This window comes from Synechococcus sp., assembly GCF_982614295.1.
Genome location: NZ_CEXBMR010000010.1, coordinates 19,257 through 43,245, shown reverse-complemented (window position 1 = coordinate 43,245; position 23,989 = coordinate 19,257). Strand labels below are relative to the sequence as shown.

Genomic DNA, 23,989 nt, shown 5'->3' with positions numbered 1-23,989 from the left:
GTTGATCACTAACTAAGCAAATCGCTTAATTAGAGGAATAGAAATCGCCCCCGCTGACGCGGGGGCTTTTTAATGGTTGAACTCGTTTGCTAATAGATGGAAATTCCTACAAAACTGATTGCTTTTGGCGATAGTGGCATCTTTGGTTGGGGAGATAGTGATGGTGGTGGCTGGGTTGAAAGATTGCGTCGTCATTGGATGCCAAGAGAAAATGCTCCGGTTTTGTATAACCTTGGAGTAAGGGGGGATGGGCTTGAGCGCATCACTGCAAGGTTTCAATCTGAATTTAAGGCGCGTGGTGAATTGCGACGCCAGAGCCCTGAAGGCCTAATTATTGGAGTAGGCCTTAATGATGCTGCCCGCATAGGTAGAAGAGATGGTAGGCCGCAATTAGATTCAGATGCTTTTCTTTTTGGTATGGAGCAGTTACTTGCGAACGCCAAGAAATTAGCCCAAGTTTTCGTAATTGGGCTAACACCTGTTAATGAAGCGCAAATGCCTTTTGCCCAATGTCTTTGGTATCTAAATCAGGATATTAATTTCTACAATAATCTCCTTGAAGAGGCTTGCCTTGGATCAGGTGTGCCTTTTTTGAATTTGTGGAATGGCATTTCTGCTGAAACTAAATCTGTACCGCATACATGGGTTGATTCACTCTGTAGTGATGGAATCCATAGCAATAGTGCTGGCCATCAATGGATATTTGAGCAGGTGAGCTGCTGGCCGGAGCTATTGTTATGGGCCGGGCTGCCGCCCGAGGGTTCATGCAGGCTTAATTAGAAAATTATTAGAAAATTATGCGCATTGCAATTTCTGGCTCCCATTCTCTTGGTAAATCCACTGTGGTAAAGGATTGGAGTGAAGCTCACCCGCGTTATCTCGTGGAGGAAGAGCCCTATCGAGTTCTTTCGTTAGATGGACCTTATGAGATTGAATTTATGGATAGATCAACTAAACTACATAATGGACTGCAATTATTTTATAGCATTAGTAGAGTGCACAGATATTCACATATCACTGATAATGTTATCTTTGATCGTTGCCCGATTGATTATCTAGCGTATTCTCAGTATACTGCTGAAACGGGTAGAACAGATATTGATTCTGATTTTGTTTTGAGTATGGTAGATGCGGTTAGGGAGTCTTTGGATCATCTTGATATTTTGGCATTTGTGCCAAGCTCGATGGAATGGCCTGTATTAATTGAGGAGGATGGTATCCGCCCCCTAAATGTTGAGTATCGAGATTCTGTTGATTTAATTTTTAAAAAGATATATAGAGAAAATTTATATAATCTTTCGGCAGCGCTTGGAAATTTAAGATTAATTGAGTTAATTGGTGATCAGACACAAAGGCTGCATCAAATTCAGGCAGCGATTGAATCTTTTTCCTTTTGATAATTTTTGCTCCTAAATCATTATAGTGGTCCCTTTGCTTGCCGACTCCACAATTGCATCGGCTAATTGCAATCCGTTTATTGCTTGATCAAGATTAGCAATCTTTGATTTGCTTTTTGCGGAAGCGCAGTTGCTGAAATCAATTAACTCTTCCCTCAAAGCTCCTTGTATTTTTTCATCTATTTCTGGCCATAGATTGCCATCTGGCGAATTGATTCCTTCCTTGTTCCACACTTGTAACGCGCTATCAAGTGAACGTAGCTGAATGCTTTTATTAGATCCTACAATAATTAATTCAGAGTCAATGCAGCCATGCCAAGTACTTGTGGAAACATTGGTTGGAGCACCTTTTGGTACAAACCAGCTGGTTTCTGTGATTCCAATACAGTTATTTTCAAATTTGATTAAAGCAATGCAGGCCTCTGGTGATAAGTGATCGCCAAGGCGTCGTTCGTGCGCTGTTACGCATATTGGCTTACTATGAGTTAGCCAAAGTAGTAAGTCGAGATCATGAATAGATGATTCATAAATAGTGTGTACCCGATCGGCAATCGCAGCAAACCATGAGCTGCTAAGATTCCGTTTCGTTCGAATTGATATTAATTCTCCAAATTCTTTTTGATTAATTTGCTGCTTGATTAATCTATGATTTAATTCATAGCGTAAGATGAAGCCAACCTGTAGAATTGACCCGCTGCTCTCAGCTGCCTGCCTTAATTTATTTGCTTCTACAAAGTTAGCAGCAAGTGGCTTCTCTATGAATACTGGCTTGCCTGTAGCAACGGCCGCTAGGCACTGCTGATGATGCTGATCATCAGGTGTAACTATTGCGATTGCATCTATTTCATCATCATTAATTAATTCCTCAGCACTTTTGTATTGACGTTTTACGTTGTATTTAGTTCCTATTAATGCCAATTGTTCTTCCCGGGGCTCTGCGATTGCAAAGAGTTCAACGTTTGGCAGTGTATGAAATATATTTGCGTGCATACTGCCAAAGCGGCCTAACCCCGCTAATCCAACACGAAGTAATTTTGTTGATTTCATTTAGATTTTTGTTTTATGAAGCCGGTGATCGGAATTGAACCGACGACCTACTGATTACGAATCAGTTGCTCTACCCCTGAGCTACACCGGCAGCCGGATTAAATTAGCATTATGGATAAGTAAATCAACCTGCAGCGAGAGTGCCTAATGTCTAAGCCTTCTCAGCTTGATCCAGTTTTACGCGAACGCTTGCTTAAGGAAGCGCGTACACCTTGGCGCAGCCTACGCAGGGCTTTGTGGTTCACTCTTTTCGCTTCCGCCGCTGTTGGCGCTGCCACCATGGCAATGCGCAGTGCCTCCGGCGTTGCTGTTCCCTTCAGCGACCTTGGCATCCAATCCGCTGCTTTGCTGATCAGTGTCGCTTTGATTTGGCTTGATCGCAATCGCCAACCCCAGCACTGATCTCAATTGCCACTGCATCGTTAGAAGTAAAATAAGTGCCCAGAACAAGCATGTAAAACGGCTTTGCCCATGCCACAGGATTAGTTCGCTAAATGCTCCTGCCCGTTGATCTAGCCAAAACAAGACAGGCAGCTGGCTTATAGCAATTAGTGGTTTGAATAAACCTATGGGTAGGTTCATATTTCCTTGCAGTTGGGGTAGTAAAACTGCAAGGCTCCATAGCAAAAGTATTTCTACCTGTGGTGCAGGGCCAGATGTGCCGCCAGCAAAAATCAACTGCAGCAATAACAATTCAATGGGTAGCAGGCCGAGGCTAAGCAGCGGCAGCCAGCCAACCATTAGCTACTTAGTGTGCGGCGTTGAGTAACCATCTTGTACGCAACAAGGCGATCACCATCTTGCCAATCAGCAAAACGATCACAACCAATACCGCATTCAAAGCCTGTATTTACTTCTTTAACATCGTTTTTAACACGTTTCAATGAATCAAGATCGCCTGCATATATTTGTTGTTTGCCGCGGAAGAGCCGGAATTTACAATTGCGTTGCAAGCTGCCACTTGTTACATAACAACCAGCCACCGCACTCTTGCCAATACTAAATACTGCACGCACTTCAGCTTCTCCGAGGGATTGCTCAACCAACTCGGGCTCCAGCAGGCCTTCCATTGCCAACTGAATGTCTTCTAATAGTTTGTAAATAACATCGTAATCGCGTACATCTACACCCGCTGCTTCTGCGGCACGTTTCGCGCCGGATGCAAGTGAGGTGTTGAAACCTATTATTACAGCTCCTGATGCATAAGCTAAATCTACGTCGGTTTCGGTTATTTCTCCAGGAGCAGAAAGTAAAACTCGAACTTGAACTTCTCCTTGAGGTAGTTGTTCAAGCATGCCAAGAATTGCCTCAACGCTACCTTGAACATCTGCCTTAAGAATTAGGTTTAATTCTTTTAGTTCCCCTTCACTTGCCTGCCCAGACATCGACGTAAGTGATACACGACGGGAGGCCATCTGCTGCGCTAGTCGTGTTGCCCGTGCCTCGCTGGCGCGATCACCAACAACTGCGCGAGCTGCTTTCTCATCGACGTACACCTCAAACTCGTCACCCGCTGCTGGCACTTCACTAAAGCCCAGCACTTCAACGGCAGAAGATGGCCCGGCCTGTTTAACCCGCTTACCGGTGTCGTCCACCATCGCTTTAACTTTGCCCAACACGGGGCCTGCAGCCAAAACATCGGAGGGATGCAATGTTCCGTTTTGAATTAACAATGTCGCCACCGGACCTTTTGCTTTATCGAGGTGTGCCTCAATAACAGTGCCCTTAGCCATTCGATTTGGATTGGCTTTTAGATCTTCTACCTCAGTTACCAAAAGTATCATTTCCAATAGGGAATCGATACCAGTGCCTTTCAGAGCACTTACAGGCACCATTACGGTGTCACCACCCCAATCTTCTGGCAGCAAGTTTTGATCTGTTAGCTCTTGTTTAACTCGATCAAGTTGAGCTCCTTCTTTATCTATTTTATTAATAGCAACAACAATGGGTACTTCAGCGGCGCGGGCATGGCTGATTGCTTCAAGGGTTTGAGGCCTTACCCCGTCGTCTGCAGCCACAACAAGTACAGCTACATCTGTTACTTTCGTTCCACGCGCCCGCATTGCTGTAAATGCTTGGTGACCAGGCGTATCTAGGAAGGTAACTGTGCGGTGCTCATCACCATGTTGTACCTCAACTTGATATGCACCGATGTGTTGAGTAATGCCACCGGCTTCACCTGCAGCTACGCGAGTTTTGCGTATCGCATCAAGCAAACTCGTTTTGCCATGGTCTACATGACCCATAACAGTTACTACTGGTGGCCTACGAATTAGATGCTCGAAGTCGCTCTCCTCGATCATCTCAACGGTTTTCTTAGCAGCTTCTTCAACGTCGTCTTGCAGCACGGGAACGCCAAATTCCTGCGATACCGTCTCAATTGATGAGAGATCAAGGGTTTGGGTAACGGTTGCAATAATTCCTTTAAAGAATAGGGATTTAATAATTTCAGAACTTTCAACACTGAGCATGTCTGCGAGTTCTTGCACAGTGAGATTCCCTTCTGGGATCACCAGCATTTCGGGTCTTATTTGTTTCGCGTCCCGTGCAGCGCGCAGTTCCATTGCACGCCGCCGTTGTCTTTGACGGGTGGTTTCTTTTTTGCGTCGACGCAAAGCGACAGGCTTAGCTCCGCCAGTTGCGGGTGAAACCCTCGGTTTGCTTGGTCTTGCCAGGCTCGCTTGCAGTACAAATGCTTCCTGTTCGCCTGCAAATCCGCTGGTTTCGGCCGTTAGGGAATCGTCATTTTCACCGATGATGTGAACTTTTTGACGTTGCTTTTGCGGCGTACGACTGCGTAACGCCTCCAATTTGGCGCTGTCGTCCCAATCTGGACGCCGCGCTTTGCCTGCAGCTGTACCAGGGGCTGCAGCTGGACGGAATCCAGGCCGTTTAGGTGCATTGGGAGCTGTAGGGGCTCCAGGGCGTGTGGGCCCTTCACCTGGCTTGCGTGGGGCTTCACTGCCAGGGCGACTAGGCACCACTCGCCTGGGGCCTTCTGGTGCTGGACCCCTTGGCGCTCCAGGTTTCTGGAGCTGCATTAACTCACCAGGTGCAACTGGTTTGCGCATGGCTCCTGGCCCTGGCCTGGTTGGTGGAGCAGCTGGATCCCGTCGCATTGGCTTGCCCACCAATTCCAGGGAGGAAGCTGGCGGCCTGCCGTCTGGTTCGGCTCGTTTCGGCTGTGGAGGGCCCCCAGCTCTTACAACCGGAGATCCTGGCCTTTGCGGTGCAGGGGGCCGTTGCGGAACCGGCCTTTGTGGAGTTGCTGTGCGCATTGGCACGGCCGGGCGATTTTGATCACCGCCTCTTAAAGGAGGGGTTACGGGCCTCGCTGGTTTGGCGACAACAACCGGTTTTGGGGCCGGTGGCTTGATGCTCGTAATTTGCTTCGCTGGAGTAACTGGCTTCGCTGTCGTTACCGGCTTTGGCGCAGTAACTGGCTTTGGCGGAGCACTAACAATTGACACCGGCCGCACTGGCAGCACTGGCCGCACTGGCCGCACTGGTACAACAGGTTTTACCGTCACCAGCGGTTTTGCGTTAACCGGTTTTGGAGTTGAGGCTTTTGGTGTGGGTGGCTTAACAACCACTGGTTTTATAACCACCGGCTTGGCTGCTGCTGGCTTAGCCGCAACTGGCTTGGCAGCAACTGGTTTTACAACCGCTGGCTTAGCTGCTGCTGGGCTTTGGGCAGGGGTTGGTCTTGCTGGCGGAGCAGGCGGTGCAATTACTGCCGGCTTGTTAACTACGGCTGGCGCAACCGGGGTAGCAATTGCAGGGGTTGTTGGTGCAGCAACTGAAGCTTTTTTGAGGGTCAGAATTTTGCTGGCTGGTGCCTCTGCGCTTTTGCTGGGTGATGGGGGTTGGTTCCTGTCCCCATTCCCGGCGCCACCTCCGTTTACGCCACTGCCACCAAGAAGTGAGCGGATTTTGGCCGCTTCGCTGTCGCTGATGGAGCTGCTGTGGCTTTTCGCCGCAATCGACAGTTTCTCCGCAGCATCGAGCACATCTCGGTTTTCGAGACCTAGGTCTCGCGATAGCTCATAGATCCGGACTTTGCCGCCGCTCGTCATGCAGGTCTCCATTGGACGGGGCACTTTGTGCCTCCGTGCCCGTCACAGTGACGGGACGGTATTCATATTGCCTGAAGGGATGCCTTTGAGGCTGATTCCCTCCGGCCCAAGCCTTGAGGCGAGGGCGCTATAGATGGCGTCTTCAACGTTTACCCGTAGGGCCCGCTGTAGTTTGCGCCGCTTGCGGGCTTCTTCTAGGCATTGCTGCGTTGGGCAGAGATAGGCCGAACGACCCATTCCCTGATCAAGCTGAATACCTTCGCCCCCTCCTAACCGCACCACTCGCCAAAGTTTCTGACGATCTACCAAGTTACGGCAAGAAACGCATCGACGCATAGTGGTCATCGGGCTCACCGAGCCTCAAAAGTTGATTCACTTTCTGAAATAGTTTCTTCTTGGAAATCCTCCTCAATTGGATAAAGTTCGCGGAGACGTGCATCCTCTTCGGCCCGAGTTGCTTGCTCGGCTTCTAATCTGGCCTCTGCTTCCGCCTGTTGTCTCTCATCTTCTTGTCGCAACACTATTAGTTCAGCAACTTTTTCATCTTCCGTACCTTGGTCATATTCAGCGGAGTTTTTAATATCGATTTTCCAGCCGGTTAAGCGAGCTGCAAGACGTACATTTTGCCCTTCACGGCCGATGGCCAAGCTCAATTGATCGGGTGGTACGAGTACGTGGGCATGTTGCCCCTCAGGGTCTACTAGACGCACCATTTCCACCCTGGCGGGGCTTAAGGAATTAGCAAGATATTGACCTGGATCTGCAGACCAGCGAATTACATCTATTTTTTCTCCACGCAGTTCATTAACAACTTGCTGGATTCTTGAACCACGAGCGCCAATGCAGGCCCCCACGGGGTCAACCTCCCGCTCAACACTGTCTACCGCCACTTTTGTGCGTGGTCCAACGGCCCTTGAAGGGGGATTTGCCTCGCGAGCTACAGCAACTATTCGCACTGAACCCTCCTGGATCTCGGGTACTTCGTTCTCAAATAAATACACAACTAAGCCTGCATTTGATCGACTTACAAACATCTGAGGGCCACGCCTTGCAATTTCTGATACCTCTTTAAGAAAAACTTTGAAAGTAGCATTTGCCCTATAATTATCATTTGGAAGTTGGTCGCGGCGCGGTAATTCAGCTTCAACTTCCGGGCGGCCTAAGCCGCTACTAACGGCCATAATTACACTTTGCCGTTCAAAACGAATAACTCGTGCGGTGAGTACTGGATCTTCTAAATCAGCAAATTCTTCTTGAATCATTCGCCTTTGCTGGTCGCGCAATTTTTGGGCTAACACCTGCTTGGTTGATGCGGCGGCCATACGGCCAAACTCATCTTTTTCCGGGGTAACATCTAGCACCACAGTGTCACCCAGTTGCGCATCTTCTGCAACCTGTTGTACTTCTTCTAGAGCGATCTGATGATCCTCACTTTCAACTTCTTCAACGATTATTTTAGAGGCGAGCACTCTAAAACCCTCCTCTTCAAGATCTAGCCCAACATCAAAATTACTGAAATATTCTTCATCGAATGGATCTTCACTAATTCCAAGGTAAAGGGTGCGCCGGTAGCGCTCATAACCCTTCAAAAGCGCTTCGCGTAAAGCTGCTTCAACCACGTTAGGCGGTAATTTTTTTTCCTCGCTGATGTCTTCGATGAGGGTTGTTAGGCCCGGCAGCATTACAAGTGCCATAAAAAATTCAGGTTGTAGGGAAAAAGAAAACGGTAGGGAGTTCAGGATTCAAGCTTTGGGTTAGCCAGGCGCACTTCGAAAACCTCTGGCCTGGGGATTCGCACAACCCGCCCCCGCAGGTTGATCTCCACTGCGTCGTCATCACGTCCTAGCAGTGAGCCCTCACGGCTAGTTTCAACGCCAGCTTTATCTCTGTGCAAAACGCTCACCGGGAAGCCACGAAAACTGCGGAAATCTCGATCATCAAGAAGCACATTCCCCACTCCGGGGCTTGTAACTTCAAGAACATAGGCCTCGCTAAGTAGGGGTTCCGCTTCAAGTGCATCACTAAATGCACAACTAAACGAAGCACAATCTTCAAGGCTTATATCGGTGCCATTGGTTCTGCCAAGAGCGATCACCAAAGCTTGGGGATTGCGGTGGCTATGCAATGCAACGCTGTTAATTTCAAACCCCATTGGATTTGCAATTAAAGTTGCCAGGTTTTCCAGTGGTGGTAGTGATGAATGAGCCAAGGGCAAGTAACTCGTAGGGCCTCCCGGCCCGCAATCGCAGGATAATTACGATTGCCCAAAAGCTTCAGCCTTAAGGCTGCTGCTGCTGGTTACCCGCCGGGCACTTGTGAATCTTAAGACTCCGCCGGCTTTGGGGGCAACTCAATAGAAGGTGCTTCGCCATAAAAATCAGTTGGTTGGGGCTCACTGCGAAGAGCTGCATTTGAATTGATGCAACCACCGCGCTCTTGCGCGTATTGGCATACGCGCGCCCACAGCTTGGCGCGGCTGCCCAAAGCACCAGCACTGAACCGCACTTCGTTAGCGCTGCCCGAAGCGGGATTGATGGTTGCCTCACATAGAGGGCAGACTTGTACTGAATTATCCAAATTGTTAGTTGGCAGTCGATTCAGTTTAGTTATGGCCGTTTCAATTCTCCAACTAAGTGATCCACATCTGCTGGCAAACCCCCTTGGTTGGTATCGGGGCGTGCAGCCATTTGTTGCTTTAAAAAACGGCCTGGAAAGGGCTCTCTTACAAATTGGACGCCCACCAAACTTGCTGTTGCTAACGGGCGATCTATGTCAAGACGAATCCTGGGCCGGTTACGCGCTTTTACGCAATTTATTGGTTCCTCTTGGCATTCCAATCGCTTTACTTGCAGGTAACCACGACCATCCCCAGCTGCTGAGAGCCTGTCTTGGCCGAGTAGCCCATGTGGCGCCAGCTCTAATTCCTATTGGCGGTTGGCAGTTGTTACTTCTTGATAGCCATTGGCCTGGGGAGGTGGATGGCTGGATCTCAAAAGCTCAGCTTCATTGGGCAAAAAAAGTCTTAAATAATCAATACGATGATTTGCTCGTGGCGGTGCATCATCCCCCTGAAGCGCAACGGGAGGGATCTTTATTTCTAGATCGGCTTGTAACTTTTGCTAAACCTAAAATTGTGTTGATGGGGCACATACATCAACATCGGCGTGATACCCACGCAAAAACTACTTTGCTGGGCTGCCCTTCAAGTTTTTTACAGTTCAAGCCCACCCAGATTTGCCCTTTGGGGTTACCGCATCAATGTGGAGCTCGTTTTGTGGAGCTCGAAGCCGATGGCACCTGGCAGGAAACATTGTTGCGCTGGCCTAACTAGGCTCATATGGTTCTGATCTGAAAACGATTGCTGCGGGCTTGCATAACAGTTTTATTTGGGCTGATCCTCGCTTTTTCAAAGCCGCTAGCAGCCAATGCCGAGCATGGTTTTGTAGCCAAAGCGGTTGCTAGAACTGCTCCAGCGGTGGTTCGCATAGATACTGAAAGGGAGGTGCGCAATAGCGGTTTTGAGCCTGGTCTTGAAGATCCTTTACTGCGCGAATTATTTGGCGATCTTCCTAACAGCCACCGTGAAAATGGCCAAGGTTCTGGTGTGGTGATCAATATTAATGGCTTGGTTTTAACCAATAATCACGTGGTAGACGGTGCTGATCGGGTTCAAGTAACCCTGGCTGATGGCCGCCAACTTGATGGCGATGTGGTGGGTACAGATCCAATTACAGACCTGGCAGTTGTGAGGCTTCCAGGGGGCACCAAAGATTTGCAGGCGGCCCCTCTTGGTGATTCCAACGCACTGGAGCCAGGCGATTGGGCTATCGCCCTTGGCAATCCTTACGGCCTTGATAGCACCGTTACTCTTGGCATTGTGAGCAGCTTGCATCGCAATATTTCCAGCCTTGGTTTTACTGATAAGAGATTGGAATTAATCCAAACTGACGCTGCAATTAATCCTGGTAACTCAGGTGGTCCGTTACTAAACGAAGAAGGCGAAGTAATTGGTTTAAATACCCTTGTGCGAGCTGGCCCTGGGGCTGGCTTGGGTTTTGCAATTCCAATCAATTTGGCCCGGGGGGTAGCCCAAAGCTTGGCTGCCGGCACACCAGTGGTGCATCCCTATCTGGGTCTCCAACTGGTTCCCCTCACCGCCCGTAGAGCTAAGGATCACAATGCTGATCCCAATGCTTTGCTGCAGTTGCCCGAACGAGATGGGGCCCTAGTGCAACAGGTTTTGCCCCAAAGCCCAGCAGCAAAAGCGGGATTGCATCGAGGTGATTTAGTAATTTCTGCCGGCCGTAAACCTGTGCACGCCCCCGCTGATTTGCTAGCGGTGGTTGAAGGTTCAACAGTAGGTGAATCGTTGGATTTGGAGGTGTTGCGCGGCAGCGAAAACCTTAAATTAGCGATTCGTCCCGCCCCGTTACCTGAATCGGCTTCCCAGGGATAGTTAGGGGGATTTGTGTTCCATTGCTAGGTTCGCGAAACACAGCAACCTCGTGATGCCAAATCTTCAAGATCAGATGAAGCAAGCCGTAGCACTGGCAGCCGTTGATCAAGTTGTTAGTGGCATGGTCTTGGGGTTGGGTTCTGGTTCTACAGCAGCTTTGATGATCAAGGAGGTGGGAGCACGCTTGAAAGATGGTCGCTTAAAAGATTTAGTTGGTGTTACCACATCATTTCAAGGGGAGGTGCTCGCAGCTGAACTTGGAATTCCTCTGCAAGCTCTGAATGCTGTTAACCGTATTGATTTGGCAATTGATGGGGCTGATGAAGTAGATCCTGCTTTTCAGTTGATTAAAGGTGGTGGTGCTTGTCATGTACAGGAAAAACTTGTGGCAGTGAGGGCAAAACGATTTGTGGTGGTGGTTGATTCCAGCAAACTTGTAGATACTCTCAATCTTGAGTTTCCTCTCCCGGTAGAGGTGCTACCAGGTGCTTGGCGGCAGGTTCAAAGCCAATTGGAATCTTTAGGCGGCATGGCTCAGCTGCGAATGGCGGTAAAAAAGGCTGGCCCAGTTGTTACAGATCAGGGGAACTTAGTCCTTGATGTGAAATTTATTGGCGGTATCAAAGATTCTGCCGCCTTGGAGTCAACAATTAACAACTTGCCTGGAGTATTAGAAAATGGTTTATTTATTAACTTAACTCATCAGGTTTTGGTAGGTGAAATAATTAATGGTGAACCAAAAGTTCGTGATCTTGTGAAGCGATGATTCAAGTTTTATGTTCAATTCTTAGTCGTACAGATTCACGATGGCTATGTAAACCTTCGCTGGCCGCAAGGGCCATGATTGCAGTACCTGTTGCTTGCAAAGCTTGGTGATTAAATTCAATCAAGCTTGTGTGACGCATAAAGGTTTCAACGCTGAGGGCTCCACTAAAGCGCGCCGTGCCAGAGGTGGGGAGGGTGTGATTTGGGCCAGCGAGATAATCACCAGCGGCTTCTGGGGTGTAACTACCAAGGAAGATCGCTCCGGCCTGTTGAATCCTTTCCGCCAAGGTATCTGGATCGCAAACTTGTAGTTCTAAATGTTCAGGGGCGAAGCTATCTGAAAGTTTTGCTGCCTCTTCAATGCTTTGGCAGAGCACCACCAAGCCCCAATCACGAATTGAAGCACTGGTGAGTTCTCGCCTGGGGTGATCTTGCAGTTGTTTTTCCACTTCAACAGGTACAGCGCGGGCAATACGCTCGCTTGTGGTGAGCAGGATTGCGGCGGCTAGGGGGTCGTGTTCCGCTTGAGCCAGAAGATCTGCTGCTACCAAAATGGGATCAGCGCTGTCGTCGGCGATGATCAAAACCTCGCTGGGTCCGGCAAGAGAATCAATGCCAACCCTGCCAAATAGTGCTTTTTTGGCGAGGGTTACGTAGAGATTGCCAGGGCCACTGATCACATCAACCCGAGGAATACTTTCGGTGCCCCAAGCCAACGCTGCAATTGCCTGAGCTCCACCAACGCGATAAATCTCATCAATGCCGGCTAGGTGAGCCGCGGCTAGTACTGTTGAATTAATTTGGCCATCAGGGCCTGGTGGGGTAACCATCACGCGATGTTTAACCCCGGCCACTTCGGCTGGAATTGCATTCATTAATACGGTGCTGGGATATGAAGCTCTGCCGCCGGGCACATACAAACCAGCCCGCTCCACCGCCCGCCATCGCCGCTTAAGTTTTTCGCCATGGGGCCCTTCAAGCATTATGTCGGCAGGTAATTGCTTGGCGTGAAACGTTTTTATTCTTGTTTTTGCGAGCTGTAAAGCCTCCTGTAGTGGTTCAGCTGTGAGTTGCCAAGCGCGCTGTATTTCTTCGGGGGGAACTCTTAGCTCCTCAAGCTTTGCGCCATCAAATTTTTCGGTGTAGTGCTTTAGGGCTTGATCACCTCCTAAGCGCACCTGTTCAATAATCGTGTCAACGGTGTGGCGTGCTTCTTGCGATTTCGGGTTGTTGGTGCGGTTGCCGATCGCGGCCAGCATCGTTGCGGCTTCCTTTGGATCGCTCAGCAACTTCAGCAACATGGCTGGATTTTTTACGCACTTTTGCCTAAAGCTACCGCTGTTTGGGTTTCGCAATGATGGGGGGCAGCAAGGAGCTAGGATTTTGGTTTGATGTTCTGCTCAGTAACACCAAGTGGCCAATAACAAATCTGCTGAAAAGCGTATTCAGATTGCAGAGCGCAATAGGGTGCAAAATCGCACCTACAAGTCTGCTTTACGCACTCTGATGAAGCGTTGCTTTACTGCCTGTGAGGCCTATGGCAGCAAGCCGGGAGCTGAATCTAATGTGATAGTCCAGGATTCATTGAGTGCTGCATTCAGCAAAATTGATAAAGCAGTGAAAGTTGGGGTGCTGCATCGCAATACAGGAGCTAACCAGAAATCACGTCTTAGTGCGGCAGTTAAAAAGGCAACTACAGAACTTGCTCCAACAGCCTAGGTTTAATTTCCTAAGTGGATGGGCGAAGTTTTGCTGCCGTTAATAGATAGCCATTGCCACATTGTTTTTCGTGAGTTCGACGACGACCTAGAACTGGTTGCCGAGCGTTGGCGAAATGCAGGTGTGCAGGCTTTATTGCATGCATGCGTTGAACCCGCTGAAATTCCAGGAATAAAAGCCCTCGCCGATCAATTTCCTGAGCTGCGCTATTCAGTGGGCGTACACCCTCTCAACCCTCAGCATTGGCGGCCAAATAGTATTGATGTTCTTAGGGAAGCAGCTACAACAGATAAACGCGTTGTTGCTATTGGGGAATTAGGCCTTGATCTTTTTCGAGCCACAAATTTGCTGGAGCAGCTGGAGATTCTTACAGCACAGTTGAACTTGGCTGAGGAATTGAAACTGCCGGTAATCATCCATTGCCGAGATGCAGCGGCTGCAATGCTTGAGCTTCTGCAGCATCGCCGCATTCAAGGCCATCAATTAACCGGGGTAATGCATTGTTGGGGCGGCACTCCAGCTGAGATGGAAGCTTTCCTGGAATTCGGCCTTCACATCAGCTTTAGTGGCACGGTTACTTTCCCAAAAGCCCACGAAACTCATCAATGCGCCCGCCAAGTGCCGGCCAACCGTTATTTAGTGGAAACAGATTGCCCCTTCTTGGCGCCAGTGCCGCGCAGAGGGAAGCGCAATGAGCCAGCGATGGTGCGCCATGTGGCGGAAAGAGTGGCGGAGCTGAGGGGGGAAACCCTTGAACAGGTTTGTATTCAAACAAGCGCAAATGCAGCTCTGCTTTTTTCTTTGCCTTATCAGGCTTTTGTTTAGGTTTCGCTTTCCCGACATGTTCCTTGACAGAATCCGCCCTCTTCTGGGTATGATTAGCTATTGGCCCAGAAGTGGGCTGAACTGCCCTCTCACTCCGCGGGCTTTGTTGCCGAAGGTTCCCCTGGTCTCCATCCATTGAGCAATTGTTGAACATGGCCGCCCCTTGTTTCTGCGAGGGGCGGCTGTTGTCTTGGCAATGCGCAATTTTTGGATCTCTTTGGCGCCGAGGTAACCGCTAATTAACCCTCCTTCTGACCTGCAGGTTTACGCATGAGCAGCGCGATTCAAGTCGCCAAGACTGCCACTTACCTTCCTGATTTAGTGGAGGTACAGCGTGGGAGTTTTAAATGGTTCTTAGAAAAAGGCTTGATTGAAGAGCTTGATAGCTTTTCGCCTATCACCGATTACACCGGCAAACTGGAGCTTCATTTTGTTGGTACTGAGTACCGGCTAAAACGCCCACGCCATGATGTGGAAGAGGCAAAACGCAGAGATGCAACTTTCGCCTCCCAAATGTATGTTACTTGTCGATTAGTTAATAAAGAAACTGGTGAAATCAAAGAGCAGGAAGTGTTTATAGGCGAATTACCTTTGATGACAGAGCGTGGCACTTTCATCATAAATGGTGCTGAGCGTGTAATTGTTAATCAAATTGTTCGCAGCCCAGGTGTTTACTTCAAAGACGATCAAGATAAAAACGGACGTAAAACCTATAATGCCAGCCTTATCCCTAATCGAGGCGCTTGGCTTAAATTCGAAACAGATAAGAATGATTTGTTACATGTTCGTGTAGACAAAACACGTAAAATTAATGCCCATGTTTTGATGCGGGCAATAGGCTTATCTGATAATGATGTTTTAGATAAATTACGTCATCCTGAATATTATCGCAAATCTATTGAAGCTGCCAATGAAGAGGGTATTTCTTCTGAAGATCAAGCACTACTTGAGCTCTACAAAAAACTGCGCCCAGGTGAGCCTCCGTCTGTAAGTGGTGGTCAGCAGCTTTTGCACAGTCGCTTTTTTGATGCCAAGCGCTACGATCTTGGCAAAGTTGGTCGTTATAAAATCAACAAGAAACTCCGTCTTGCTATTCCAGATGCGGTGAGAACACTCACCCCTGAGGATGTACTTTCAACTATTGATTACTTAATCAATCTTGAACTTGATGTGGGTGGTGCCAGCCTTGATGATATCGACCATTTGGGTAATCGCCGCGTTCGCTCTGTTGGCGAATTACTACAAAACCAAGTTCGGGTTGGTTTAAACCGCCTTGAACGCATCATTAAAGAAAGGATGACCGTCGGTGAGACAGATTCCCTCACCCCGGCTCAATTGGTTAATCCAAAACCACTAGTAGCAGCAATAAAAGAATTCTTTGGCTCCAGCCAGTTAAGCCAATTTATGGATCAAACTAATCCATTGGCTGAACTTACTCACAAAAGACGTATTAGCGCCCTTGGCCCAGGGGGTCTTACCAGAGAACGCGCTGGCTTCGCTGTGAGAGATATTCATCCATCTCACTACGGTCGAATTTGTCCAATCGAAACACCTGAAGGACCTAATGCTGGTTTAATCGGTTCTCTAGCAACTCACGCCAGAGTTAACGAATATGGTTTTATTGAAACTCCTTTTTGGCGCGTTGAAAACGGTCATGTAATCAAATCCGGCGATCCTATCTATATCGCCGCTGATCTAGAAGATGAATGCCGTGTTGCCCCAGGTGATGTGGCAACAAATTCAGACGGTCTTATTACAGCCGAATTAGTACCGGTTCGTTATCGCCAAGATTTTGAAACAGTTCCACCAAATCAAGTTGATTATGTGCAATTGTCGCCAGTTCAGGTAATTTCAGTTGCAACATCGTTGATCCCATTCCTTGAACACGATGATGCAAACCGAGCGCTTATGGGCTCAAACATGCAACGTCAAGCTGTACCACTACTCAGGCCAGAAAGACCCCTTGTGGGAACCGGCCTTGAAACTCAAGTGGCTAGAGATTCAGGCATGGTTCCTATCACTAACGTGAACGGAGAGGTTGTTTTTGTAGATTCAACTCAGATTATTGTTCGCGATGATGAAGGTAATGATCATTATCATATTCTTCAAAAATATCAGCGCTCTAATCAAGATACCTGCCTTAATCAACGACCTATAGTTGGTCAAGGTGATAGTGTGATAGCAGGCCAAGTATTAGCTAACGGTTCCGCCTGTGAGGGCGGTGAAATTGCTTTAGGTCAGAATGTATTAGTGGCTTACATGCCATGGGAAGGTTACAACTATGAGGATGCAATTCTTGTTAGCCAGCGTTTGGTTCGCGAGGATTTATATACATCCGTTCATATTGAAAAGTACGAAATTGAAGCTCGTCAAACAAAGCTGGGTCCTGAAGAGATAACTAGAGAGATTCCCAACGTTGCAGAAGACAGCCTTGGTAGTCTTGATGAAATGGGCATCATACGAATTGGAGCATTCGTAGAGAGTGGTGATATTCTCGTTGGAAAGGTAACTCCCAAAGGAGAATCTGATCAACCCCCTGAAGAAAAGCTCTTAAGGGCAATTTTTGGAGAAAAAGCTAGGGATGTTAGAGATAATTCTCTACGAGTTCCTAATACCGAACGTGGAAGAGTAGTTGATGTACGTATATATACTCGCGAACAAGGTGATGAACTTCCCCCTGGCGCAAATATGGTGGTAAGAGTTTATGTGGCGCAACGTCGTAAGATTCAAGTTGGTGATAAGATGGCTGGCCGCCACGGCAATAAAGGAATTATCAGTCGTATTCTTCCCCTGGAAGATATGCCTTATTTACCAGATGGAACGCCCATAGATATAGTATTAAACCCCCTTGGTGTTCCCAGCCGGATGAACGTGGGCCAAGTATTTGAGTGTTTGATGGGTTGGGCTGCAGATAACCTCCACTCTCGATTTAAAATAGTGCCATTTGATGAAATGCATGGGGCTGAAAAATCGAGAGAAACTGTACAGATGTATCTTGAAGAAGCTAGAAAACAACCTGGCAAAGAATGGGTATACAACCCAGATAATCCAGGTAAAATTCAGTTAGTTGATGGCCGTAGTGGCGAACCTTTTGATCAACCGGTAACAGTTGGCAGAGCCTATATTCTTAAGCTCGTTCACTTAGTAGATGATAAAATTCACGCTCGTTCCACCGGTCCATATTCTCTTGTTACCCAGCAACCATTGGGGGGCAAGGCCCAGCAGGGTGGCCAGCGCCTTGGGGAGATGGAGGTTTGGGCCCTTGAGGCCTATGGCGCCGCGTACACCCTCCAGGAACTGCTTACGGTTAAATCAGACGATATGCAGGGTCGTAACGAGGCTCTTAATGCAATCGTTAAAGGCAAGCCAATACCTCGCCCCGGTACGCCTGAATCCTTCAAGGTGTTGATGCGTGAACTGCAATCTCTTGGCCTTGATATAGCTGTATACACAGATGAAGGTGCTGAAGTTGATTTAATGCAAGACGTCAACCCGCGTCGCAGTACCCCCAGTAGGCCCACCTATGAGTCCCTTGGTGTAGCTGATTACGACGAAGATTAATACTTAAGCGTCCTGATCAAAGTTGTCCTGAAGCCCCCTTTTGCCCACCGGCCATGACCAACAGCAACACCCGTACCGAAAGCCACTTCGACTACGTCAAAATCACGCTCGCTTCCCCTGAGCGCATTATGGATTGGGGGCAGCGCACCCTGCCCAACGGCCAAGTGGTGGGCGAAGTAACCAAGCCTGAAACCATTAATTACCGCACCCTTAAGCCTGAAATGGATGGCTTATTTTGTGAAAAAATATTTGGACCATCCAAGGATTGGGAATGCCATTGCGGCAAATACAAAAGGGTTAGACATCGCGGCATCGTTTGTGAACGTTGCGGCGTGGAAGTTACTGAAAGTAGAGTGCGCCGCCATCGCATGGGCTTTATTAAGCTTGCGGCACCTGTATCCCATGTTTGGTATCTGAAAGGTATACCAAGTTATGTGGCGATCCTTTTAGATATGCCCTTAAGAGATGTGGAGCAGATTGTATATTTCAATTGTTATGTGGTTCTTGAGCCCGGTGATCACAAAACTTTGAAATATAAGCAGCTGCTCACTGAAGATGAGTGGCTGGAAATCGAGGATGAAATTTTTGCTGAAGATTCTGAGATTGAAAATGAGCCAGAGGTTGGCATTGGTGCTGAAGCATTAAAGCGTTTGTTGGAAGATTTAGAACTGGTAAAAATAGCCGAGGAATTACGCGAAGATATAAACGGTAGCAAAGGGCAAAAACGCGCCAAGCTCATCAAACGCTTGAGAGTAATTGATAATTTTATAGCTACTGGCGCTCGGCCTGAATGGATGGTTCTCGATGCTATCCCAGTTATACCGCCAGATTTGCGGCCCATGGTTCAGTTGGATGGTGGGCGTTTTGCTACTTCTGATCTAAATGATCTTTATCGCAGAGTAATTAATAGAAACAATAGACTTGCGCGGCTTCAGGAAATACTTGCTCCTGAAATTATTGTTCGGAATGAAAAAAGGATGCTGCAGGAAGCAGTAGATGCCTTAATTGATAACGGACGCCGTGGCCGAACTGTCGTTGGAGCTAATAACAGACCGCTTAAATCCCTTAGCGATATTATTGAAGGTAAACAGGGGCGATTCCGTCAAAACTTGCTTGGTAAGCGTGTTGATTATTCTGGTCGTTCCGTAATTGTAGTTGGTCCGAAACTTAAAATGCATCAGTGCGGCCTTCCTAAGGAAATGGCCATCGAACTTTTCCAGCCGTTTGTTATTCATCGCTTAATTCGTCAGAACATTGTTAATAACATTAAGGCCGCAAAGAAAATGATTCAGCGGGCTGATGATGAGGTGATGCAGGTGTTGCAAGAAGTTATTGATGGACATCCCATAATGTTGAATCGTGCTCCAACTTTGCACCGCCTTGGAATTCAAGCTTTTGAACCTAAATTAGTGGATGGCCGTGCAATTCAATTGCATCCTCTTGTCTGTCCAGCCTTTAACGCCGATTTTGACGGTGATCAAATGGCTGTGCATGTTCCTCTTTCTCTTGAGGCTCAAACCGAAGCTCGTATGTTGATGCTTGCCAGCAACAATATTCTCTCTCCTGCAACTGGGGAGCCGATAATCACACCTTCTCAAGATATGGTGCTTGGTTCTTATTACCTAACCGCTGTCCGTAAAGAGAATGCCATACCGGAATTTGGTGATCGGGCATGGAGCTTTGCAAGCCTCAGTGATGTGTGCAACGCATACGCTGAAAAGCGTATCAAGCTACATGATTGGTTGTGGGTTCGCTTTAGTGGTGAAGTTGAGGACGATGATGAAGCAACAGAACCACTAAAAAGTGAAACCCTCAGTGATGGCACCAGGGTGGAGCAGTGGAAATATCGCCGTGATCGTCTCGATGAAGACGGTGCCTTGATCAGTCGCTATCTACTAACCACCACTGGACGAGTTGTTATGAACCGCACGATTATTGATGCGGTGGTTACTAGGTAATTCGCCCTGCTTTTGTTTATCAGCTAAATCTCTCTTAACTATCCCCTTCCGTTTTAGGTCATGACCAGCACCTCCAAGCCCGCCGCCCGCAAATCTTCCAGCAAGTCGAAGGCAGCCAAGGCCGCAGAAGCCGCTGCGCTGGCAGCTGCAGAAGCAGCGGCAAAACGTGAGCCCTCGCGGATGGCTCCACCTTTCCGTAATCGAATTATTGATAAAAAAGGTTTGCGAGGTTTGGTTGCTTGGGCTTATAAACACCATGGCACAGCTACCACTGCTGCGATGGCCGACGATCTGAAGGATCTTGGTTTTCGTTATGCTACCCAGGCGGCAGTATCTATTTCTGTAGATGATTTAAAGGTGCCAGAGGATAAACCTCAATTGCTTGAAGATGCAGAGAAGCAGATAACCCAAACTGAAGAGCGTTATCGCCTTGGTGAAATTACGGAGGTGGAACGTCATACCAAGGTTATTGATACCTGGACTGAAACTAACGAACGTTTAGTAAATTCTGTTAAGCGTAATTTTGATGATAACTATCCTCTTAATTCCGTCTGGATGATGGCCAACTCTGGCGCTCGTGGCAATATGTCTCAGGTGCGTCAGTTGGTGGGAATGCGTGGTTTGATGGCAAACCCTCAAGGGGAGATCATCGATTTACCGATTCGTACTAATTTCCGGGAAGGTTTAACAGTTACTGAATATGTAATCTCTTCCTATGGTGCACGGAAGGGTTTAGTTGATACAGCGCTACGCACTGCGGACTCTGGTTATCTAACTCGCCGCTTGGTAGATGTTGCTCAAGATGTAATTGTAAGGGAGGATGATTGCGGTACAATGCGTAGCATTATTGTTGCCGCTGAAGATAACGGTCGATACCGTAATCGCTTGGTTGGAAGGCTTATCGCTGAGCCTGTTTTAGCTGCTGATGGCACCATCATTGCTGAACGAGATACTGAAGTTGATCCTCTACTAAGTAAGGCGATTGAAAAGGCAGGAGTTTTAGAGGTTCGAGTTCGTTCCCCCCTCACCTGCGAAGCGGCCCGTTCTGTATGTAGGAAGTGTTATGGCTGGGCTTTGGCATACAACGAATTAGTCGATTTAGGAGAGGCTGTTGGTATTATCGCCGCCCAATCAATCGGTGAACCTGGAACTCAGCTCACCATGCGTACCTTCCACACCGGTGGAGTTTCCACTGCAGAAACTGGGGTTGTTCGATCTTTGGTAGATGGCATTGTTCAATTTGATTCCAAGGCAAGGGTTCGTCCACACCGCACTCCCCATGGTGTTGAAGCCCAAATCGCTGAAGTTGATTTTAGTCTTACACTAAAACCAAACACTAAAGGTAAAAATCAGAAGCTAGATATTACAACCGGATCCATTCTGTTCGTTGCCGATGGCGCGAGTGTTCCTAATGATATGATTTTAGCCCAGATATCTACCGGTGCTGCAGTTAAAAAGAGCATTGAGAAAGCTAGCAAGGATGTAATTTGTGATTTAGCTGGCCAGGTGCGTTACGAAGATGTTATTCAACCTAAGGAAGTTCCAGATCGTCAAGGTAACATTACTCTCAAGGCGCAACGTTTGGGCCGGCTTTGGGTTTTCGGTGGAGATGTATATAATCTTCCTCCAAATGCATATCCTGTTGTTAAGGCTGCCAGTGATGTTCACAACGGTGATGTACTTGCCGAAAGTCGTCAAATTAGTGAGTATGGCGGAAGTGTAAGGCTTCGGGAATCTCAAGGTGACTCAAGAGAGGTGGAAATCGTTACATCTAGTATGCTGCTTAAAGACTGTAAGCTAATTGCCACCACTACCCATAGCGGCCAGATTTGGCATCTTGAAGGCAAGGATAATATCCGTTATCGGCTCAATACCGAGCCAGGTACAAAGATTGCAAATGGTGAGGTAATCGCCGAACTTACAGATGATCGCTTTCGCACTCAAACCGGCGGTTTAATTAAATTTGCCCCTGGTCTTGGTATCAAAAAAGCGCGCAGTGCAAAGCATGGTTATGAGGTTTCAAAAGGCGGAATTTTACTTTGGATTCCACAGGAAACCCATGAGATAAATAAAGACATTTCACTGTTAATGATTGAGGATGGTCAGTGGATTGAGGCTGGAACTGAGGTTGTTAAAGATATATTTAGTCAAACCGCAGGTATCGTAACTGTTACGCAGAAAAATGACATCTTGCGTGAAATAATTGTGCGCTCAGGTACTTTGCATTTAGTAGCTGATAGCAAGGTGTTGAGCCGTTTTGCTGAAGAGGGCAAAATGGTTAACCCCGGTGAGGAAATAGCTCCTGGTTTAGTGGCAGAAGCGATGTTATTTGTTGAATCTGTAGATACCCCAGAAGGTGGTGCATTGCTATTGCGTCCGGTGGAGGAATATGCAATTCCGGATGAAGCTCATCGGCCAGAACTTGGTAACGTAAAACAAGCAAACGGACCATCGTTGGGTCTTAAGGCTGTTCAGCGTCTCACCTTTAAAGATGCTGAGCTTGTTAAATCTGTTGATGGAGTTGAGTTGTTGCGCACTCAGCTTATTCTTGAAACATATGACACTACTCCCCAGATGACTGTGGACGTGGAAATGGTTCCAGATAAGCGCGCAAAAACTATTGATCGCTTGCAACTCGTAATTCTTGAATCACATTTAGTTCGTCGCGATACTCTCTCTGATGCTAGCCATGGTTCCACCCACACTCAGGTGAAAGTGGCGGATGGTGATTCAATTAAGCGTGGTGATATTGTAGCAACAGTTCAAATTCTTTGTAAGGATGACGGTGTTGTTCAACTTCCAGATAGTGCTGAGGGGGAACCGATAAGGCGCTTGATTGTTGAAAGGCCTGACGACTTACTGGAAGTAAAACTTCTACAAGGGAAGCCCACCGCGGTTATCGGCCAGCGCATTGTTGAAGGTGAACCTCTTTCAGATGATTTAGTTGCACCCTGCAGCGGTCAGGTTGAATTGGTTTCAGCCACATCTGTAAGTTTGCGAGTAGGTAGGCCCTATATGGTTTCACCAGATTCAATCTTGCATGTGCGCGATGGTGATCTCGTTTTGCGAGGTGACACCTTGGCACAGCTGGTTTTTGAACGCGCAAAAACTGGCGATATTGTTCAGGGTTTGCCTCGGATTGAGGAATTGCTCGAGGCTCGCCGGCCCCGTGAATCGGCGGTGTTATGTAAGAAAGCTGGCAGTGTAAAAATCGAACAAAAGGAAGATGAAGATTCACCTACAGTTTCGGTTGTTGAAGGTGAGGAGTTAAGTACTGAATATCCAATCCTGCTCGGACGCACCGTGATGGTGAGCGATGAGCAGCTTGTGGAATCTGGTGATTTGCTCACTGATGGGCCCATTAATCCCCATGAATTGCTGGAGGTTCTATTTGAGGATTTGCGTTCTCGCAATGCCTCGATGGATGCTGCAAATCAGGCCATATCTCGTTTGCAAACCGCTTTGGTTCAAGAGGTACAAAATGTGTATAAATCTCAAGGGGTAACAATCGACGACAAACATATTGAGGTGATTGTTCGCCAGATGACTAATAAAGTTCGAGTTGAGGATGCAGGTGATACAACTCTTCTGCCCGGTGAGCTGATTGAGTTGCGTCAAGTTGATCAAGTGAATCAAGCAATCGCCATCACAGGCGGTGCGCCCGCTGAATTTACACCTGTCTTACTTGGCATCACAAAGGCTTCTCTGAATACCGATAGCTTTATATCGGCTGCGTCCTTCCAAGAAACCACTCGGGTTCTTACGGAAGCTGCAATTGAAGGTAAGAGTGATTGGCTACGTGGCTTGAAAGAGAACGTGATCATTGGCCGTTTAATTCCTGCAGGTACTGGTTTCAGCGGGTTTGAGGAGGAGCTAAAAGCAGAAGCTGGTCCTCATCCAGACATCCTCGATGAGGAGAATGCAAGCTACAGAAGGGCTAGTGCTCTTAGGCCCGATTACACAGTTGAAATGCCCTTGCCTCAACCAAGTGCAGCTGTTTTAGATGATCCTTCAGATGATGAAATGCAAGCCACTCGCAGCCGCCATGGCATTTCGGAAGGTAGCAATTTTGCTGCTTTTGCCCGTCCGGCAGGTGAAGAATTAAGTGCTGAAGAGCTATTGCCAGATCCTGAAGCCCTAGAAGGTTTATTGGAAGAGGGCTTACTAAGCGAGGAGAGCTGAAAA

At 47.9% G+C, this 23,989-nt stretch carries 17 protein-coding genes and 1 tRNA gene; 11 read left to right on the top strand and 7 right to left on the bottom strand.

The annotated features are described in order from the left end of the window. Positions 1-96 precede the first annotated feature (96 nt). Entirely contained in the window at positions 97-780 is a 684-nt protein-coding gene (locus AC2JC8_RS03010) for a DUF459 domain-containing protein (protein ID WP_484594183.1), read from the top strand. Positions 781-797: 17 nt separating this feature from the next. After that, on the top strand, positions 798-1,397 hold the full coding sequence (locus AC2JC8_RS03005; protein WP_484400418.1) for an AAA family ATPase: 600 nt from the start codon (positions 798-800) through the stop codon (positions 1,395-1,397). 12 nt (positions 1,398-1,409) lie between these two features. On the opposite strand, the gene AC2JC8_RS03000 is transcribed toward AC2JC8_RS03005, so the two are convergent. Both AC2JC8_RS03000 and AC2JC8_RS02995 read right to left on the bottom strand, forming a co-directional pair. After that, positions 1,410-2,444 carry a Gfo/Idh/MocA family protein gene (locus AC2JC8_RS03000; protein WP_484594182.1) on the bottom strand — a complete coding sequence of 345 codons (1,035 nt, stop codon included), beginning with the start codon at positions 2,442-2,444 and terminating at the stop codon, positions 1,410-1,412. A gap of 19 nt (positions 2,445-2,463) precedes the next feature. Beyond that, positions 2,464-2,535: transfer RNA gene (locus tag AC2JC8_RS02995), tRNA-Thr, on the bottom strand. Positions 2,536-2,591: 56 nt separating this feature from the next. Here AC2JC8_RS02995 and AC2JC8_RS02990 point away from each other — a divergent pair. After that, entirely contained in the window at positions 2,592-2,846 is a 255-nt protein-coding gene (locus tag AC2JC8_RS02990; protein WP_484594181.1) for a DUF3493 domain-containing protein, read from the top strand. A 338-nt stretch (positions 2,847-3,184) separates the two neighbouring features. On the opposite strand, the gene infB is transcribed toward AC2JC8_RS02990, so the two are convergent. Genes infB through AC2JC8_RS02970 form a run of 4 tightly spaced genes read right to left on the bottom strand, consistent with a single transcriptional unit; the run spans position 3,185 to position 8,729 of the window. Continuing rightward, entirely contained in the window at positions 3,185-6,520 is a 3,336-nt protein-coding gene (infB, locus tag AC2JC8_RS02985; protein WP_484594180.1) for a translation initiation factor IF-2, read from the bottom strand. Between the two features lie 42 nt (positions 6,521-6,562). Then, positions 6,563-6,874 carry a YlxR family protein gene (locus tag AC2JC8_RS02980; protein WP_484400422.1) on the bottom strand — a complete coding sequence of 104 codons (312 nt, stop codon included), beginning with the start codon at positions 6,872-6,874 and terminating at the stop codon, positions 6,563-6,565. After that, positions 6,871-8,214 (bottom strand): transcription termination factor NusA, encoded by a 1,344-nt coding sequence (nusA, locus tag AC2JC8_RS02975; RefSeq protein ID WP_484400423.1) that lies wholly within the window; start codon positions 8,212-8,214, stop codon positions 6,871-6,873. The genes AC2JC8_RS02980 and nusA overlap by 4 nt, the downstream gene beginning before the upstream one ends. Before the next feature lie 41 nt (positions 8,215-8,255). Then, a complete protein-coding gene (locus AC2JC8_RS02970) occupies positions 8,256-8,729 on the bottom strand; it encodes an LSm family protein (RefSeq protein ID WP_484400424.1) in 474 nt (157 codons plus the stop codon). Between the two features lie 399 nt (positions 8,730-9,128). On the opposite strand from AC2JC8_RS02970, the gene AC2JC8_RS02965 reads away from it, so the two are divergent. Genes AC2JC8_RS02965 through rpiA form a run of 3 tightly spaced genes read left to right on the top strand, consistent with a single transcriptional unit; the run spans position 9,129 to position 11,742 of the window. After that, entirely contained in the window at positions 9,129-9,851 is a 723-nt protein-coding gene (locus AC2JC8_RS02965; RefSeq protein WP_484400426.1) for a metallophosphoesterase, read from the top strand. A gap of 42 nt (positions 9,852-9,893) precedes the next feature. After that, positions 9,894-10,976: a trypsin-like peptidase domain-containing protein gene (locus AC2JC8_RS02960; protein WP_484400456.1), complete on the top strand. Its 1,083-nt coding sequence runs from the start codon at positions 9,894-9,896 to the stop codon at positions 10,974-10,976. A 52-nt stretch (positions 10,977-11,028) separates the two neighbouring features. Further along, positions 11,029-11,742 carry a ribose-5-phosphate isomerase RpiA gene (rpiA, locus tag AC2JC8_RS02955; protein WP_484400427.1) on the top strand — a complete coding sequence of 238 codons (714 nt, stop codon included), beginning with the start codon at positions 11,029-11,031 and terminating at the stop codon, positions 11,740-11,742. Between the two features lies 1 nt (position 11,743). Here rpiA and hisD read toward each other — a convergent pair whose 3' ends face one another. Further along, the gene (hisD, locus tag AC2JC8_RS02950; protein ID WP_484400428.1) at positions 11,744-13,042 is read right to left on the bottom strand and encodes a histidinol dehydrogenase; all 1,299 of its coding nucleotides are present in this window, start codon (positions 13,040-13,042) and stop codon (positions 11,744-11,746) included. Positions 13,043-13,154: 112 nt separating this feature from the next. Between hisD and rpsT the strand changes: the two genes are divergently transcribed. From rpsT to AC2JC8_RS02925, 5 genes are all read left to right on the top strand, one after another. After that, positions 13,155-13,460 (top strand): 30S ribosomal protein S20, encoded by a 306-nt coding sequence (gene rpsT, locus AC2JC8_RS02945; protein WP_484400430.1) that lies wholly within the window; start codon positions 13,155-13,157, stop codon positions 13,458-13,460. 18 nt (positions 13,461-13,478) lie between these two features. After that, positions 13,479-14,285, top strand: coding sequence for a TatD family hydrolase (locus AC2JC8_RS02940; protein ID WP_484400431.1), 807 nt, complete (start codon positions 13,479-13,481; stop codon positions 14,283-14,285). A 270-nt stretch (positions 14,286-14,555) separates the two neighbouring features. Next, the gene (gene rpoB, locus AC2JC8_RS02935; protein ID WP_484400432.1) at positions 14,556-17,846 is read left to right on the top strand and encodes a DNA-directed RNA polymerase subunit beta; all 3,291 of its coding nucleotides are present in this window, start codon (positions 14,556-14,558) and stop codon (positions 17,844-17,846) included. A 53-nt stretch (positions 17,847-17,899) separates the two neighbouring features. Then, positions 17,900-19,804, top strand: a complete 1,905-nt coding sequence (locus tag AC2JC8_RS02930; RefSeq protein ID WP_484400433.1) for a DNA-directed RNA polymerase subunit gamma — start codon at positions 17,900-17,902, stop codon at positions 19,802-19,804. A 60-nt stretch (positions 19,805-19,864) separates the two neighbouring features. Next, positions 19,865-23,986 carry a DNA-directed RNA polymerase subunit beta' gene (locus AC2JC8_RS02925; protein WP_484419981.1) on the top strand — a complete coding sequence of 1,374 codons (4,122 nt, stop codon included), beginning with the start codon at positions 19,865-19,867 and terminating at the stop codon, positions 23,984-23,986. Positions 23,987-23,989 lie beyond the last annotated feature (3 nt).

Bases quoted from the DNA above. Each gene is read 5' to 3' on its own strand.
- rpiA (WP_484400427.1), top strand. From the start codon at position 11,029: ATGCCAAATCTTCAAGATCAGATGAAGCAAGCCGTAGCACTGGCAGCC.
- AC2JC8_RS03010 (WP_484594183.1), top strand. From the start codon at position 97: ATGGAAATTCCTACAAAACTGATTGCTTTTGGCGATAGTGGCATCTTT.
- AC2JC8_RS03005 (WP_484400418.1), top strand. From the start codon at position 798: ATGCGCATTGCAATTTCTGGCTCCCATTCTCTTGGTAAATCCACTGTG.
- AC2JC8_RS02965 (WP_484400426.1), top strand. From the start codon at position 9,129: ATGGCCGTTTCAATTCTCCAACTAAGTGATCCACATCTGCTGGCAAAC.
- AC2JC8_RS03000 (WP_484594182.1), bottom strand. From the start codon at position 2,444: ATGAAATCAACAAAATTACTTCGTGTTGGATTAGCGGGGTTAGGCCGC.
- AC2JC8_RS02930 (WP_484400433.1), top strand. From the start codon at position 17,900: ATGACCAACAGCAACACCCGTACCGAAAGCCACTTCGACTACGTCAAA.
- hisD (WP_484400428.1), bottom strand. From the start codon at position 13,042: ATGTTGCTGAAGTTGCTGAGCGATCCAAAGGAAGCCGCAACGATGCTG.
- nusA (WP_484400423.1), bottom strand. From the start codon at position 8,214: ATGGCACTTGTAATGCTGCCGGGCCTAACAACCCTCATCGAAGACATC.
- AC2JC8_RS02940 (WP_484400431.1), top strand. From the start codon at position 13,479: ATGGGCGAAGTTTTGCTGCCGTTAATAGATAGCCATTGCCACATTGTT.
- AC2JC8_RS02990 (WP_484594181.1), top strand. From the start codon at position 2,592: ATGTCTAAGCCTTCTCAGCTTGATCCAGTTTTACGCGAACGCTTGCTT.
- rpoB (WP_484400432.1), top strand. From the start codon at position 14,556: ATGAGCAGCGCGATTCAAGTCGCCAAGACTGCCACTTACCTTCCTGAT.
- infB (WP_484594180.1), bottom strand. From the start codon at position 6,520: ATGACGAGCGGCGGCAAAGTCCGGATCTATGAGCTATCGCGAGACCTA.
- AC2JC8_RS02925 (WP_484419981.1), top strand. From the start codon at position 19,865: ATGACCAGCACCTCCAAGCCCGCCGCCCGCAAATCTTCCAGCAAGTCG.